At 68.6% G+C, this 14473-nt stretch carries 14 protein-coding genes; 11 read left to right on the plus strand and 3 right to left on the minus strand.

Features of this window, described 5'->3' with window-relative positions:
• The first annotated feature begins 56 nt into the window (after window positions 1-56).
• From BJY16_RS16810 to BJY16_RS16855, 10 genes are all read left to right on the plus strand, one after another.
• Window positions 57-1220: a branched-chain amino acid ABC transporter substrate-binding protein gene (locus tag BJY16_RS16810; protein WP_185040361.1), complete on the plus strand. Its 1164-nt coding sequence runs from the start codon at window positions 57-59 to the stop codon at window positions 1218-1220.
• A gap of 82 nt (window positions 1221-1302) precedes the next feature.
• Complete coding sequence (locus BJY16_RS16815) at window positions 1303-2253, plus strand: branched-chain amino acid ABC transporter permease (RefSeq protein WP_185040362.1); 951 nt, start codon at window positions 1303-1305, stop codon at window positions 2251-2253.
• Complete coding sequence (locus tag BJY16_RS16820) at window positions 2250-3380, plus strand: branched-chain amino acid ABC transporter permease (protein ID WP_185040363.1); 1131 nt, start codon at window positions 2250-2252, stop codon at window positions 3378-3380. The genes BJY16_RS16815 and BJY16_RS16820 overlap by 4 nt, the downstream gene beginning before the upstream one ends.
• 137 nt (window positions 3381-3517) lie before the next feature.
• The gene (locus BJY16_RS16825) at window positions 3518-4273 is read left to right on the plus strand and encodes an ABC transporter ATP-binding protein (protein ID WP_185046490.1); all 756 of its coding nucleotides are present in this window, start codon (window positions 3518-3520) and stop codon (window positions 4271-4273) included.
• On the plus strand, window positions 4263-4973 hold the full coding sequence (locus tag BJY16_RS16830; RefSeq protein WP_185040364.1) for an ABC transporter ATP-binding protein: 711 nt from the start codon (window positions 4263-4265) through the stop codon (window positions 4971-4973). Before BJY16_RS16825 ends, BJY16_RS16830 begins: the two co-directional genes overlap by 11 nt.
• A gap of 28 nt (window positions 4974-5001) precedes the next feature.
• The gene (locus BJY16_RS16835; RefSeq protein WP_185040365.1) at window positions 5002-5883 is read left to right on the plus strand and encodes an ABC transporter substrate-binding protein; all 882 of its coding nucleotides are present in this window, start codon (window positions 5002-5004) and stop codon (window positions 5881-5883) included.
• 13 nt (window positions 5884-5896) lie between these two features.
• The gene (locus tag BJY16_RS16840) at window positions 5897-6913 is read left to right on the plus strand and encodes an amino acid ABC transporter permease (RefSeq protein ID WP_185040366.1); all 1017 of its coding nucleotides are present in this window, start codon (window positions 5897-5899) and stop codon (window positions 6911-6913) included.
• Entirely contained in the window at window positions 6910-7671 is a 762-nt protein-coding gene (locus BJY16_RS16845) for an amino acid ABC transporter ATP-binding protein (protein ID WP_275408035.1), read from the plus strand. Before BJY16_RS16840 ends, BJY16_RS16845 begins: the two co-directional genes overlap by 4 nt.
• 54 nt (window positions 7672-7725) lie before the next feature.
• A complete protein-coding gene (polA, locus tag BJY16_RS16850) occupies window positions 7726-10422 on the plus strand; it encodes a DNA polymerase I (protein WP_185040367.1) in 2697 nt (898 codons plus the stop codon).
• A gap of 308 nt (window positions 10423-10730) precedes the next feature.
• Window positions 10731-11144: an ArsR/SmtB family transcription factor gene (locus BJY16_RS16855; protein WP_373873410.1), complete on the plus strand. Its 414-nt coding sequence runs from the start codon at window positions 10731-10733 to the stop codon at window positions 11142-11144.
• A 19-nt stretch (window positions 11145-11163) separates the two neighbouring features.
• Here the strand turns inward: BJY16_RS16855 and BJY16_RS16860 are convergent, their stop codons facing one another.
• From BJY16_RS16860 to BJY16_RS16870, 3 genes are read right to left on the minus strand one after another with little or no spacing between them, the layout of a single operon-like run.
• The gene (locus tag BJY16_RS16860) at window positions 11164-11487 is read right to left on the minus strand and encodes a DUF3140 domain-containing protein (protein WP_185040368.1); all 324 of its coding nucleotides are present in this window, start codon (window positions 11485-11487) and stop codon (window positions 11164-11166) included.
• On the minus strand, window positions 11480-11692 hold the full coding sequence (locus BJY16_RS16865; RefSeq protein WP_185040369.1) for a hypervirulence associated TUDOR domain-containing protein: 213 nt from the start codon (window positions 11690-11692) through the stop codon (window positions 11480-11482). Before BJY16_RS16865 ends, BJY16_RS16860 begins: the two co-directional genes overlap by 8 nt.
• 41 nt (window positions 11693-11733) lie before the next feature.
• Window positions 11734-12540 carry a class I SAM-dependent methyltransferase gene (locus BJY16_RS16870; RefSeq protein WP_239176559.1) on the minus strand — a complete coding sequence of 269 codons (807 nt, stop codon included), beginning with the start codon at window positions 12538-12540 and terminating at the stop codon, window positions 11734-11736.
• Between the two features lie 322 nt (window positions 12541-12862).
• Between BJY16_RS16870 and rpsA the strand changes: the two genes are divergently transcribed.
• Complete coding sequence (rpsA, locus tag BJY16_RS16875; RefSeq protein ID WP_185040370.1) at window positions 12863-14365, plus strand: 30S ribosomal protein S1; 1503 nt, start codon at window positions 12863-12865, stop codon at window positions 14363-14365.
• The last annotated feature ends 108 nt before the right edge of the window (window positions 14366-14473 follow it).

Raw genomic sequence — 14473 nt, forward strand, 5'->3', positions numbered from 1 at the left:
AGGGCCAATCGGGGTGCGGTGGCCCGGTGGGTTCGGTTATGAGGAGGGTTCCAACCTTGAAGCAGGTCTTCGCGCGTGCGATCGGCGGTGTCGCTCTGATCGGGCTGCTCGCCGGTACTGCAGCTTGTAACAAGGATACGAGCAGCGACACGGCGTCAGGTTCGAACTGTGGCTACAAGCTGGCGTTCTTCGGCGCGCTCACCGGTTCGGCCGCCAACCTGGGCGTCAACATCGAGCAGGGCTTCGAGCTCGCGGTGAACCAGTACAACGAGAAGAAGGGGTCGACCTGCATCGAGGTCGCCAAGTTCGACTCGCAGGGCGCGGCGGAGGTGGCTCCCGGTGTGGCCCGGCAGCTCGTCGCCGACAAGAAGATCCTCGGCATCGTCGGCCCGCCGTTCTCCGGTGAGTCCGAGGCCGCCGACCCGATCTTCGCCGAGGCCGGCATCCCGACGATCACCCCGTCGGCGACCCGCACCTCGCTGTCGTCGAAGGGCTGGAAGATCTTCCACCGCGCGGTCGCCAACGACGACGCGCAGGGTCCGGCCGCCGCGGCGTACATCAAGGACACCCTGAAGGCGCAGAAGGTCTTCGTGGCCGACGACCAGTCCGCGTACGGCGCGGGTCTGGCCGAGGTGGTCAAGAGCAAGCTGGGCCCGCTGGTGGTCAACACCGACAAGACCGAGGGTGACGGCAAGCAGGCCGACTTCTCCGCGCTGGTGCAGAAGGTGACCTCCAGCGGCGCGACGGCCTTCTTCTACGGCGGTTACTACACCAACGCCGGCCTCATCCGGAAGCAGCTCACCGCGGCCGGGTGGAAGGGCACCCTGCTCGGCGGCGACGGCATGAAGGACCCGGGCCTGTCCAAGGCGTCCGGCAACGCCGCCGCGGTCGGCACCGTGGTGACCTGCCCGTGCTCCCCGCCGGAGCAGGCGGGCGAGGAGTTCAACAACGCGTACAAGACGAAGTGGAACACCACCGCCGGTACGTACTCCGACGTCGCGTACGACGCCGCGAACATCTTCCTGCAGGGCATCGAGGCCGGTAACACGACCCCGGACAAGCTGAACACCTACCTGTCGACGGTGAACTACAAGGGCATCGCGAACACGTACAAGTGGACCGCCGAGGGCGAGCTGGACCCGACCCTGATCAAGGTTTGGGCCTTCAAGTTCGACGAGTCGGGCGACACCAAGGCGGACGCGGAGATCAAGGTTTCCTGATCCGCTGGCGGTAACTCTCTGTAGGGCCGGTGTGGCCGGATGATCTCCGGCCGCACCGACCTCGTCGTTTTGGAGCCCACTTGTGAATTTCTCCGGTCTGATTCAAGACTTCGGGCCGCTGACGATCACCGGCCTCGCGCAGGGCGCCATCATCGCCCTGTTCGCCCTCGGCTACACCCTCGTCTACGGCGTGCTTCGGCTGATCAACTTCGCCCACTCCGAGGTGTTCCTCCTCGGTACCTACGCTTGCCTGATCGCCTGGGGCTGGTTCGGCCTGGACCAGAACTCGGCGACCCCCTCCCTCGGCTCGACCCTCGGCTACCTGGCCATCGGCCTGGTCGCCGCGATCGTCATCTCCGGCCTCACCGCCCTGGCGGTCGAGGTGGTCGCCTACCGCCCGCTGCGCAAGCGCAACGCGCCGCCGCTGGCCTTCCTGATCACCGCGATCGGCGCCTCGCTGGTCATCTCCGAGATCGTCGGCGTGGTGACACACCGTAATCCGCGTGGTGTGCCGCCGCTGATCCAGTCGAAGACGGTGTTCAGCATCGGCGACACGAACATCACCAACCTCCAGCTCCTGATCATCGGGCTGGCGCTGGTGATGATGTTCCTGCTGGACCGCTTCATCAACTCCTCCCGGCTGGGTCGTGGCATCCGGGCGGTCGCGCAGAACCCGGACAGCGCCGCCCTGATGGGTGTCAACAAGTCCCGGGTGATCGCGCTGGTGTTCCTGATCGGCGGTCTGATGGCGGGCATCGCCGCGGTGATGTACGACCTCAAGATCGGCGTCACCAAGTACGACGCCGGCTTCCTGCTCGGTATCGAAGCGTTCACCGCGGCCGTCCTCGGCGGCATCGGCAACCTGCGTGGCGCGCTGCTCGGCGGCCTCCTGCTGGGTCTGCTGCAGAACTACGCGGCTGGGCTGTTCGGCACCCAGTGGCTGCACCTCGCGTCGTTCGTGGCGCTGGTGCTGATCCTGCTGTTCCGCCCGACCGGCCTGTTGGGTGAGTCTCTGGGGAGGGCGCGCGCATGAGTGCCGTCGCTGACAAGCCGGTCGTGCAGAACGGCAAGAAGAGCAACCGCCAGCTGCGTGGCTGGCTGGGCCGTCAGTCCACCCCGGTGCGCTGGCTGGTGATCATCGGGTTCGTGGTGCTGGCGTACCTGCTGCCGTACATCGGTGAGGTGCCGGTGATCGGACCGCAGATCATCACCACCGGCGTGGACTGGTCCACCGTCCTGTTCGAGATGTCGTACTACGTGCTGCTGGCCCTCGGCCTGAACGTGGTGGTCGGCTTCGCCGGCCTGCTGGACCTGGGCTACGTCGGCTTCTTCGCCGTCGGCGCCTACGTCACCGCGCTGCTCACGTCGCCGGACAGCGTGCTGCACACCGAGTACGGCTGGCTGGTCGCGATCCCGGTCGCGCTGGCTGTGACGATGCTGGCGGGTGTCCTGCTGGGCTGGCCGACGCTGCGGTTGCGGGGCGACTACCTGGCGATCGTGACGCTCGGTTTCGCGGAGATCATCCGGATCGTGGCCACCAGCGCCACCTGGGCGCGCGGTGACCGCGGCTTCTCCAGCATCCCGCACCCGCCGGGCAAGCTGTCCGACGGCAGCCCGATCTTCGGGGTCACCGACGCCATCCCGTACTTCTGGCTCGGCCTGACCGTGGTGATCCTGGTCGTCCTGGGTGTCCGCAACCTCGACCGCAGCCGGGTCGGCCGCTCGTGGCTCGCCATCCGCGAGGACGAGGAGGCCGCCGAGATCATGGGCGTGCGGACGATCAAGTTCAAGCTGTGGGCGTTCGCCATCGGCGCGTTCATCGGCGGCCTGGGCGGTGTGCTGTTCGCCGGCGAGACCGGCTTCATCAACTCGCAGACGTTCATCCTGCAGTTCTCGATCCTGATCCTGGCCGGCGTGGTCATGGGTGGCTCCGGCAACATCGCCGGCGCGATCCTCGGTGGCGCGCTGATCTCGTACATCCCGAACCGCCTGCGCGGCATCGAGGACCCGTTCTTCGACACGGACCTGTACGAATACCGGTTCGCCCTGTTCGGCGCGATGATCATCTTGATCATGGTGGTCCGGCCGCAGGGTCTGATCCCGAGCCGCCGGCGCGCGATGGAGCTGAAAGACCGCGAGAAGGAGGCTGCGCCGCAATGAGCGAGCCACATGTCGAGAGCCCCGAGGAACTCGACCGTCTGAACGCGGGCCCGGTGGACGAGGCCATTGCGGCCGGACCGTCCTCGTCGGCCGCCGACTCCTCGCCCAGCAAGTACGGCGACGACGTGCTGCTGGAGATGGACAACGTCACGCTCCGCTTCGGCGGCGTGGTGGCGCTGAACGGGATCAGCTTCGCGCTGCGCAAGGGCGAGATCTTCGGCCTGATCGGCCCGAACGGCGCCGGCAAGACCACCTGCTTCAACGCGATGACCGGGGTCTACCGGCCGACCAGCGGGCAGATCCGGTTCCAGGGCGAGTCGCTGATCGGCAAGAAGAAGCACGAGATCACCCGCGGCGGGATCGCCCGGACGTTCCAGAACGTCCGGCTGTTCCCGGAGATGACCGCGCTGGAGAACGTGATGGTGGGCGCGGACGCCCACTTCAAGACCAGCGTGCTCAGCGCACTGTTCCGCCTGCCGCGGTTCTGGCGGGAGGAGCGCGAGGGCCGGGCCCGGTCGATGGAGCTGCTCCGCTTCGTCGGCATCGAGCACCGGGCCGGCGAGGTCAGCCGCAACCTGTCGTACGGGGAGCAGCGCCGCCTCGAGATCGCCCGGGCGCTCGCCACCAACCCGACCCTGCTCTGCCTGGACGAGCCGGCCGCCGGCTTCAACCCGGCGGAGAAGGAGGAACTGCTCGGCCTGATCCGGAAGATCCGGGACACCGGCGTCACCGTGCTGCTGATCGAGCACGACATGCGCCTGGTGATGGGCGTGACCGACCGGATCGTGGTGCTCGAGTTCGGCAAGAAGATCGCCGAGGGCACGCCGGCCGAGGTGCGCGACAACCCGGCGGTCATCGCCGCTTACCTGGGGGTGCCCACCGATGCTGCTTGAGCTGAAGGACGTCACGCTGCTGTACGGGCGGATCCAGGCCCTGCACGGCATCAGCCTGACCGTCGGCGAGGGTGAGATCGTCGCGCTGATCGGCGCGAACGGCGCCGGCAAGACCACCACCATGAAGGCCATCTCCGGGCTGCGCCCGGTGGCCCAGGGCTCGGTGCTCTTCGACGGCGACGACATCACCAAGATGCGTGCCGACCTGCGGGTCGTGCGCGGGGTGTCGCAGTCGCCCGAGGGCCGGGGCATCTTCCCGGGCATGACCGTCCGGGAGAACCTCGAGATGGGCGCGTACACCCGGCGGAACCGTGCCGAGATCAACGAGGACATGGACCGGGTCTTCACCCTGTTCCCCCGGCTCAAGGAGCGGGAGAAACAGGTCGGCGGCACGATGTCCGGCGGCGAGCAGCAGATGCTCGCGGTCGGCCGGGCCCTGATGAGCCGCCCCAAGCTGCTGCTTCTCGACGAGCCCTCGATGGGTCTCGCGCCGATGCTGATCCAGCAGATCTTCGACATCATCGTGGAGATCAACCAGCAGGGCACCACGGTGCTGCTGGTGGAACAGAACGCGCAGCAGGCACTCTCCCGGGCGCACCGCGCGTACGTTCTGGAGACGGGCCGGATCGTCAAGGAGGGCACCGGGCAGGACCTCCTGACCGACCCCGCGGTCAAGGACGCCTACCTCGGCGTCGCCTGATTTCCTCGCAAACCCCTTAGGAGTACCCATGTTCCGCATCACCCCCGGCCGGCGGGCGATCCTCGGCATGGCCGTGGCGGCGGCGCTGACCGTGTCGCTGTCCGCCTGCGGCGAGGAGTCCGACACCGGCAGCACCGGCACCGGCACCGCGCCGAGCGCGGCCGCCGACACCTCGCTCGCCGACAAGGTCCCGGCCGGTATCAAGTCGGCCGGTAAGCTGGTCATCGGCACCGACTCGACCTACGCGCCGAGCGAGTTCATCGACACCGACGGCAAGACCATCGTCGGCTTCGACGTGGACCTGTTCAACGCGGTCGGCCAGAAGCTGGGCCTGAAGACCGAGTGGCAGACCGCCAAGTTCGACAGCATCATCCCGGGTGTCGGCAGCGGCAAGTACAACGTCGGCGTCTCGTCCTTCACGATCAACGCGGACCGGCTCAAGGAGGTCAACATGATCTCCTACTTCTCCGCGGGCACCCAGTGGGCGGCCAAGACCGGCGCCACGATCAACCCGGACGACGCCTGCGGCAAGAAGATCGCCGTGCAGACCTCGACGGTGCAGGCCGACGACATCGCGGCCCGCTCGAAGAAGTGCACCGAGGCCGGCAAGCCGAAGATCACCATCGACCAGTACCAGGCCCAGTCGGACGCCACCAACGCCATGCTGGCCGACTCCCCGGTGACCGCGTACGCCGTCAAGCAGACCGGCGGCCAGCTCGCCCTGCTCGGTGACATCTACGACTCCGCGCCGTACGGCTACGCCGTCGGCAAGGACCAGACCGAGTTCGCGAACGTCATCGCGGAGGCGGTGAAGGCGCTCATCGCCGACGGCACCTACAAGACGATCCTCGACAAGTGGGGCGTCGCGGCCGGTGCCATCGCCGCGCCCGCGGTGAACCCGGCCTCCTGATCGTCGCGCGGTAATGACGCAAGAGACAGAAACCGGACGGGCACGGCCTGAGGCGATCAAGGCTGTGCCCGTGCGGCACCCCGGCAGGTGGGTGATGATCGGCGTGCTGGCGGTGCTGGTCGCCATGTTCGCCCACCTGCTGCTGACCAACTCCGGCTTCCGCTGGTCGTTCATCTTCCTGGAGTACGCCCCGGGCAAGCGCGGTGTGATGTTCACCGAGCCGATCCTCCGGGGGCTGCGCGGGACGCTGCTGCTCACGCTCTTCTCGATGCTGCTCGGCATCGTGCTCGGCGTGGTGATCGCCATCATGCGGCTCTCCTCGAACCGGGTGCTCTCCTCGGTGGCCTGGGTCTACACCTGGTTCTTCCGGGCCGCGCCCCGGCTGGTGCTGGCGATCCTGTTCGGCAACCTGAACATCCTGTGGACCCGGATCGGCTTCGGCCTGCCGTTCGACAAGCAGATCGGCGCGCTGTTCGGCATCGACGACTTCAACGGCCAGTTCTTCAGTGTCAAGTCGACCGACCTGCTCGCCGGGTTCGTGGCCGGCGTGCTGGCGCTCGGCCTGTCCGAGGCGGCCTACATGGCCGAGATCGTCCGGGCCGGCATCCAGTCGATCGACTCCGGGCAGACCGAGGCGGCGGTGGCCCTGGGCATGTCCCGCGGCCAGGTGCTGCGCCGGGTGGTGCTGCCGCAGGCGATGCGGGTGATCGTGCCGCCGACCGGCAACGAGGTGATCGCGATGGTCAAGGACACCTCGCTTGTCGCGTTCGTCCCGGTGACCACCGAGTTGTTCTTCCAGATCCAGCAGGTCGAGGCCCGGACCTTCGTGGTCCTGCCCTGCCTGGTGGCGGCCCTGATCTGGTATTTGATCATCTGCAGCGTGCTGATGATCGGCCAGTACTTCGTGGAACGGCACTTCGGCAAGGGGTACGGCGCGGCCGGCAAGGCCAAGCAACGGCTCCGCGACATCCAGGTCGAGCAGGGCGGGCGGATCGTCACGGAGCGCAGCACCGGGGGAGGGGCGCTATGACCGAGATGGTCAAGGCGGAGAACGTCCACAAGTACTTCGGCTCGCTCGAGGTGCTCAAGGGCGTCGACCTGACCGTCCCGGCCGGCGGGGTGAGCTGCGTGCTCGGCCCGTCCGGATCGGGCAAGTCGACCTTCCTGCGCTGCATCAACCACCTGGAGAAACTCAACGCCGGCCGGATCATGGTCGACGGCGAGCTGGTCGGTTACCGGGAACGCGGCGGCAAGCTGCACGAGATGAGCGAACGGGACATCGCCAAGCAGCGGCAGTCGATCGGCATGGTGTTCCAGCGGTTCAACCTGTTCCCGCACATGACCGTCCTGGACAACGTCATGGAGGCGCCCTGCCGGGTCAAGCGGGAGAGCCGGGCCGAGGTCCGGGAGCGGTCCCTGGCCCTGCTCGACCGGGTCGGCCTGGCCGCCAAGGTGGACAACTACCCTGGTCAGCTCTCCGGCGGCCAGCAGCAGCGGGTGGCGATCGCCCGGGCGCTGGCCATGCGGCCCAAGCTGATGCTCTTCGACGAGCCGACCAGCGCCCTCGACCCGGAGCTGGTCGGTGAGGTGCTCGAGGTGATGAAGGGCCTGGCCCGGGACGGGATGACGATGATCGTGGTGACCCACGAGATCGGTTTCGCCCGGGAGGTGGCCGACGAGGTGGTCTTCATGGACGGCGGAGTCGTCGTCGAGAAGGGCCGGCCGGACGAGGTCATCACCAATCCGCAGCAGGAACGAACCAAGGCATTCCTCAGCAAGGTGCTCTGAAGCGGGCGGGGCGGTCGGCGTTTCTGTCGTACCTCAGGTCTAGAGTTCTCGGACGTGAGCGACGACGCGACGACCCCCCGCCTGCTGCTGCTAGACGGCCACTCGCTGGCCTACCGGGCCTATTTCGCCCTGCCCGCGGAGAACTTCTCCACGGTCACCGGCCAGCACACCAACGCGGTGTTCGGCTTCACGTCGATGCTCATCAACATGCTCCGCGACGAGAAGCCGACCCACATCGTGGTCTCCTTCGACCTGTCCCGGAAATCCTTCCGCACCGAGAAGTACGCGGAGTACAAAGCCGGCCGCTCGGAGACCCCGGCGCCGTTCCAGGGCCAGGTCAGCCTGATCCAGGAGGTCCTGCAGGCGCTGCGGATCCCGGTCGTGACGAAGGAGAACTACGAGGCGGACGACGTCATCGCCACCCTCGCGACGCAGGCTCGCGCGGCCGGCATGGAGGTGATCATCTCCACCGGTGACCGGGACGCGTTCCAGCTCGCCGGGGAGCACGTCACCATCCTCTACCCGGTCCGCGGCGTCTCCGAGGTCTGGCGGATGACGCCGGAGGCGATCGAGGCGAAGTACTTCGTCCCCCCGTCGCGGTACCGTGACAAGGCCGCCCTGGTCGGTGAGACCAGCGACAACCTGCCCGGGGTGCCCGGCGTCGGCGACAAGACCGCCGCCAAGTGGATCAATGAGTACGGCGGCCTGGACGGCGTCATCGCGAACGTCGACAAGATCAAGGGCAAGGCCGGGGAGAACCTGCGTGCCCACCTGGCCGGCGTCATCCGGAACTACGACCTGAACGCGCTGGTCTGCGACCTGGAGCTGCCGCTGCGCCCGGAGGACGCCCGCTGGCACGGCTGGGACCGCGAGGCGGTGCACCAGCTGTTCGACGCCCTGGAGTTCCGGGTGCTCCGCGAGCGGCTGTATTCGTACCTGGAGGCGGTCGAGCCCGAGGCCGAGTCCGGCTTCGACCTGGCCGGGCAGGTGCTGCGCTCCGGCGAGGTGGCCGGCTGGCTCACCGAGCACGCCGCGGCCGCCCCGGTCGGCGTCGCGGTCACCGGCACCTTCGGCCGCGGCACCGGCCAGGTGACCGGGATCGCGGTGGCCACCGGCGGCGGGCCCGCCGCCTGGTTCGACCCGACCGGCCTGGACCAGGACGACGAGCGCGCGGTCGCCGCCTGGCTCGCCGACCCGGACCGGCCCAAGGTGATCCACGACGCCAAGCCGGCCCGGCTCGCGTTCCGGGCGCACGGCTGGCAGCTGGAGGGCGTGGTCACCGACACCGCCCTCGCCGCCTACCTGGCCAAACCCGACCAGCGCGGCTACGACCTGACCGACCTGGCGCTGCGCTACCTCAAGCGCGAGCTGAAGGTGGACGCGCCGGACAACGGCCAGCTGGCCCTCTCCTTCGACGGCGACGACCAGGACACCGCGGCCGAGGAGGGCGTGATGCTGCGCGCCCGGGCCACCCTCGACCTGGCCGACGTGCTCACCGCCGAGCTGTCCGGGGACGGCGGCGAGTCGCAGCGCCTGCTCGCCGAGGTGGAGCAGCCGCTCTCGGTGGTGCTCGCCGAGATGGAGAGCCGGGGCATCGCGGCCGACACCGGTTACCTGTCGGAGCTGGAGGCCACCTTCGCCGCCGAGGTGAAAGCGGCCCAGCAGGCGGCCCACGAGGTGCACGGCCGGGAGTTCAACCTGGGCTCGCCCAAACAGCTCCAGGAGATCCTCTTCGTCGAGCGCAACCTGCCGAAGACCAAGAAGATCAAGTCCGGCTACACCACCGATGCGGACGCGCTGCAGGACCTGTTCGTCAAGACCGAGGACCCGCTGCTCGCCCACCTGCTGCGGTACCGCGACATGGCGAAGCTGAAGTCGACCGTGGACGGGCTGCTCAAGTCGGTCTCCGACGACGGGCGGATCCACACCACGTTCAACCAGACGGTGGCCGCCACCGGCCGGCTCTCGTCCACCGACCCGAACCTGCAGAACATCCCGATCCGCACCGAGGAGGGCCGGCGGATCCGCCGGGCGTTCGTCGTCGGCAGCGGGTTCGACGAGCTGATGACCGCCGACTACAGCCAGATCGAGATGCGGATCATGGCGCACCTGTCGAAGGACGAGGCGCTGATCGCCGCGTTCAACTCGGGCGCCGACTTCCACGCCGCGACCGCCTCGTCGGTGTTCCACGTCGAGCTCGGCGAGGTCACCGCCGACCAGCGTCGCAAGATCAAGGCGATGAACTACGGCTTGGCGTACGGACTCAGTTCCTACGGCCTCTCCAACCAGCTCACCATCTCCAACGACGAGGCCAAGGGCCTGATGGAGGAGTACTTCGAGCGGTTCGGCGGGGTGCGCGACTACCTGCAGGCCGTGGTGCTGCAGGCCGGCAAGGACGGGTACACCGCGACCATCCTCGGTCGCCGTCGCTACCTGCCCGACCTGAGCAGCGACAACCGGCAGCGGCGGGAGATGGCGCAGCGGATGGCGCTGAACGCGCCGATCCAGGGCTCGGCCGCGGACATCATCAAGATCGCGATGCTGAAGGTGGACGAGGCGCTGCGGTCCTCCGGGCTGTCCTCGCGGATGCTGCTGCAGGTGCACGACGAGCTGGTGTTCGAGGTGGCGCCGGGGGAGCGGGAGGCGCTGGAGGAGCTGGTCCGGCGGGAGATGGGCGGGGCCTACCCGCTGTCCGTGCCGCTGGAGGTGTCGGTCGGCCACGGCCGCGACTGGAACGGCGCCGACCACTGATGTCCGGGCCGGCTCGGGTCTCGCCCGGGCCGGCCGTGCCCCGTCGACTGCATCCCGTGCGGTCGGGGCGGCCGTGCCTCGCCAGCCGGGTCCCGTGCGGTCGGAGGCGGCCGGGTCCCGTGCGGTCGGGGCGGCCTGCGCGGGTGGCCTGCGCGGGCGGGTCGTCGCACATGTGGGTGTTTTTGGGCTCGTTCGGGCGTCTCGGCGCAGTTTTGGGTACCCCGGGGGCTTCGCGGCTTGCTCCGATCTGCCACGCTGGACCGATGTCGAGCCGATCGATGTCGATGGAGCAGACCGTGCATCCGGCCGTGCCGCGCATGACCGGCCCGGTGGCCGGGATGACGACTCCGGCCGCTCCACCCGACGTCGTCTCGGTGTCCGCCGGCCGGGTCGGGCTGTCGGTCACCACCGACGGCGTGGGGCTGACCGTCGCCCCGCTGGAGGCGTCCATCGCGACCGAGTTCGCGGCGATGTTCAAGGCGCTCGGCGACCCGGTCCGGCTGCGGCTGCTCTCGATGATCGCCTCGGCCTCCGACGGCGAGATCTGCGTCTGTGACCTGAGCAGCGCGTTCCACCTGACCGGCCCGACCATCTCGCACCACCTGCGGATCCTGCGCGAGGCCGGCCTGGTCGACTGCGACCGCCGCGGCACCTGGGTCTACTACCGCGCCGTCCCGGCCACCCTGATCCTGCTCGCCGGCCTCCTGCACACCTCGGCCTGACCGGGGCCGGGCCGGCGGGTCAGTCCTTGAGCGGGTCGTGGCCCCAGTTCATCAGGGAGTACCGCCACTTCGTCTCGGTGACGTCGCCCTGCGGGCGCTGGGCGAGGTGGCGGTGCACGTAGCCGACGACCTTGTGCATGTGCTGCTCGTCCGCCTCGGTCAGGGCGGACTTCTTCTTGTCCAGCAAGTGGACGATCTTCCGGCCGGAGTCGTGGCCGACCGACTCGGCGCCGGCCGAGGACTTCTGCCCGACGCCCTGGGACTCCTCGGTGCCGAGCCACTTCTTCAGATCCGCGGCGGACATGTTGACCACCTCGCGGAACTCCGCGTAGACGTCAGCCACGCTTCAGCGCTCCCGGCTTGTGCACCGCGTCCTTGCCGGTCTTGTCGCTGCGGACCCGGTACTGCGGGTCGTCCGGCGACGCGGCGACGGTGCGCCCGGCGGCCTCGGTCCGCTTGGTGAGCTTCTGCTCGACGGTGCCGTGGACGTTCTCGCCGTGGCTGCGCCAGGTCACGTGGTCGCCCTTTTTCAGGTCCTTGTCTGCCATGACCAGCAAATACCCCGCCCGGCCGTGATCAACCGGGGGCGTCAGCGGGCCGGCAGGTCGCAGACGAAGATGGCGGTGCCGGGGAAGAGCCGGCCGCGCAGCGGGCTCCACTGGCCCCAGGTCTCCTCGTGACCCTCCGGCCACTCCGGCTCGATCAGGTCGCGCAGCACGAAGCCGGCCGCCACCAGCTCCCGGATCCGGTCGCCCAGCGTGCGGTGCTGCTCCAGGTACGTCACCCGGCCCTGGTCGTCGCGCTCCACGTAGGGCGAGCGGTCGAAGTAGGAGTTGCGGGCGAGCAGGCCGCTCACGTCGGGCTCGTCCCAGAAGATCCACCGCATCGGGTGTGTGACCGAGAACACCCAACTGCCGCCCGGGCGGAGGACCCGGGCCACCTCACGCATCGCGGCCGCCGAGTCGGCGACGAACGGGATGGCGCCGAACGCCGTGCACACGATGTCGAACGACGCCGCCCGGAAGGGGAGCGCCAGGGCGTCCGACTGGACGAGCGGAACGCGTACCCCAGACCTGGCGGCCGCGGCCCGGGCGTGCCGCAACATGCCCGCGGACAGGTCCATCGCGATCGCGTTGGCGCCCTGGTGGCGCAGCCAGCGGGCGCCCGCGGCGGCCCCGGCGCCGAGCTCCAGGACGTCCTTGCCGGCGACCTCGCCGAGCAGCCGGGCGTCCGCCTCGCGCAGCCGCTCCGGGCACCAGACGAAGTCCACGTCGCCGAGGAAGGCGCCGTGCTCGTCCTGATAGTCGTCGGCGTCGAGATCCCACCAGCTCCGATTGGCCTGGCGGGTCTCGTCCTCGGTCACCCGGGCGTTCCCGATCGTGGGGATCTCTGTCACTCGACAACGGTACGACAGGCGTGTCACGTGTCCTGATTCGGCTCAAAACGGGCATGCTGACGGGTTCTGTCCGAACAATGTGCCGCGGTCCTCAGGAGGGCTTGCAACCTGTGGTAATGCGCACGGTAAGCTAGTCGATGCGCTCGCGGAACGTGTGCCTCGGCAGGGAGCAGGTTCCACGGTCGCCGGTCTCGGCATGATCGACTGGTAATGATCTGACTGCTCCTCGGTTGGTCGTCTCGTTCGTTCGTGCCGCTTCCAGCGGCAGTTCCGTCGAGCGCGGGAGACACCACGAATCCATCCGTTCGGAGCAACTGTCCACATGACGAGCAGCATCGAGGCCACCTCGAGCGCCAACAAGGTCACCGTCGACGACCTCGGCTCTGAGGAAGCTTTCCTCGCGGCCATCGACGAGACCATCAAGTACTTCAACGACGGCGACATTGTCGAAGGCACCGTCGTCAAGGTCGATCGGGACGAGGTCCTGCTCGACATCGGCTACAAGACCGAGGGCGTCATCCCCTCGCGCGAGTTGTCGATCAAGCATGACGTGGACCCCGCGGAAGTGGTGTCGGTCGGTGACCACATCGAAGCCCTCGTCCTCACCAAGGAGGACAAGGAAGGTCGCCTGATCCTCTCGAAGAAGCGCGCTCAGTACGAGCGGGCTTGGGGCACCATCGAGAAGATCAAGGAAGACGACGGCGTCGTCCGTGGCTCGGTCATCGAGGTCGTCAAGGGTGGTCTCATCCTGGACATCGGCCTCCGCGGCTTCCTCCCGGCCTCCCTGGTCGAGATGCGCCGCGTCCGCGACCTGCAGCCGTACGTCGGGCGCGAGCTCGAGGCGAAGATCATCGAGCTGGACAAGAACCGCAACAACGTGGTTCTGTCCCGCCGCGCCTGGCTCGAGCAGACGCAGTCCGAGGTTCGCACCGAGTTCCTCAACAAGCTGCAGAAGGGCCAGGTCCGCAAGGGCGTCGTGTCCTCGATCGTCAACTTCGGCGCCTTCGTCGACCTGGGCGGCGTGGACGGCCTGGTGCACGTCTCCGAGCTCTCCTGGAAGCACATCGACCACCCCTCCGAGGTCGTCGAGGTCGGCCAGGAGGTCGAGGTCGAGGTGCTGGACGTCGACCTGGACCGCGAGCGCGTCTCGCTGTCGCTGAAGGCGACCCAGGAGGACCCGTGGCGTCAGTTCGCCCGGACCCACGCGATCAACCAGATCGTCCCGGGTAAGGTCACCAAGCTGGTTCCGTTCGGCGCCTTCGTCCGCGTGGACGACGGCATCGAGGGTCTGGTGCACATCTCCGAGCTGGCCGAGCGGCACGTCGAGCTGCCCGAGCAGGTCGTCCAGGTGGGCTCCGACGTCCTGGTCAAGGTCATCGACATCGACCTGGAGCGTCGCCGGATCTCGCTGTCGCTCAAGCAGGCCAACGAGGGCTTCGTCGAGGGCGAGGAGCACTTCGACCCGACCCTCTACGGCATGGCCGCGACGTACGACGCCGAGGGCAACTACATCTACCCGGAGGGCTTCGACCCGGAGACGGGCGAGTGGCTCGAGGGCTTCGAGAAGCAGCGCGAGACGTGGGAGAAGCAGTACGCCGACGCCCGCGAGCGCTGGGAGGCCCACACCAAGCAGGTGCAGGCGTCCCGCGACGCCGACGCCGAGGCCGCGCTCAACCCGGCTCCGGCCGGCGGCGTGACCACCTCGTCGTCGACCTCGTCGAGCTCGTCCGCCCCGGCGCGGTCGGCCGAGGAGCCCGCGGGCACCCTGGCCACCGACGAGGCTCTCGCCGCCCTGCGCGAGAAGCTGGCCGGCGGCAAGAGCTGACCTGCCCGGTTGCTCCGGTAAGAAACTGAGAAAGACCGTCCCGGCTCCGGCCGGGGCGGTCTTTCCGCATATCCGGCCGATGCCGGTCGCCAAGTTCGTGGCTCGGCC

The sequence above is a fragment of the Actinoplanes octamycinicus genome (genome assembly GCF_014205225.1).
Classification (GTDB): Bacteria; Actinomycetota; Actinomycetes; order Mycobacteriales; family Micromonosporaceae; genus Actinoplanes; species Actinoplanes octamycinicus.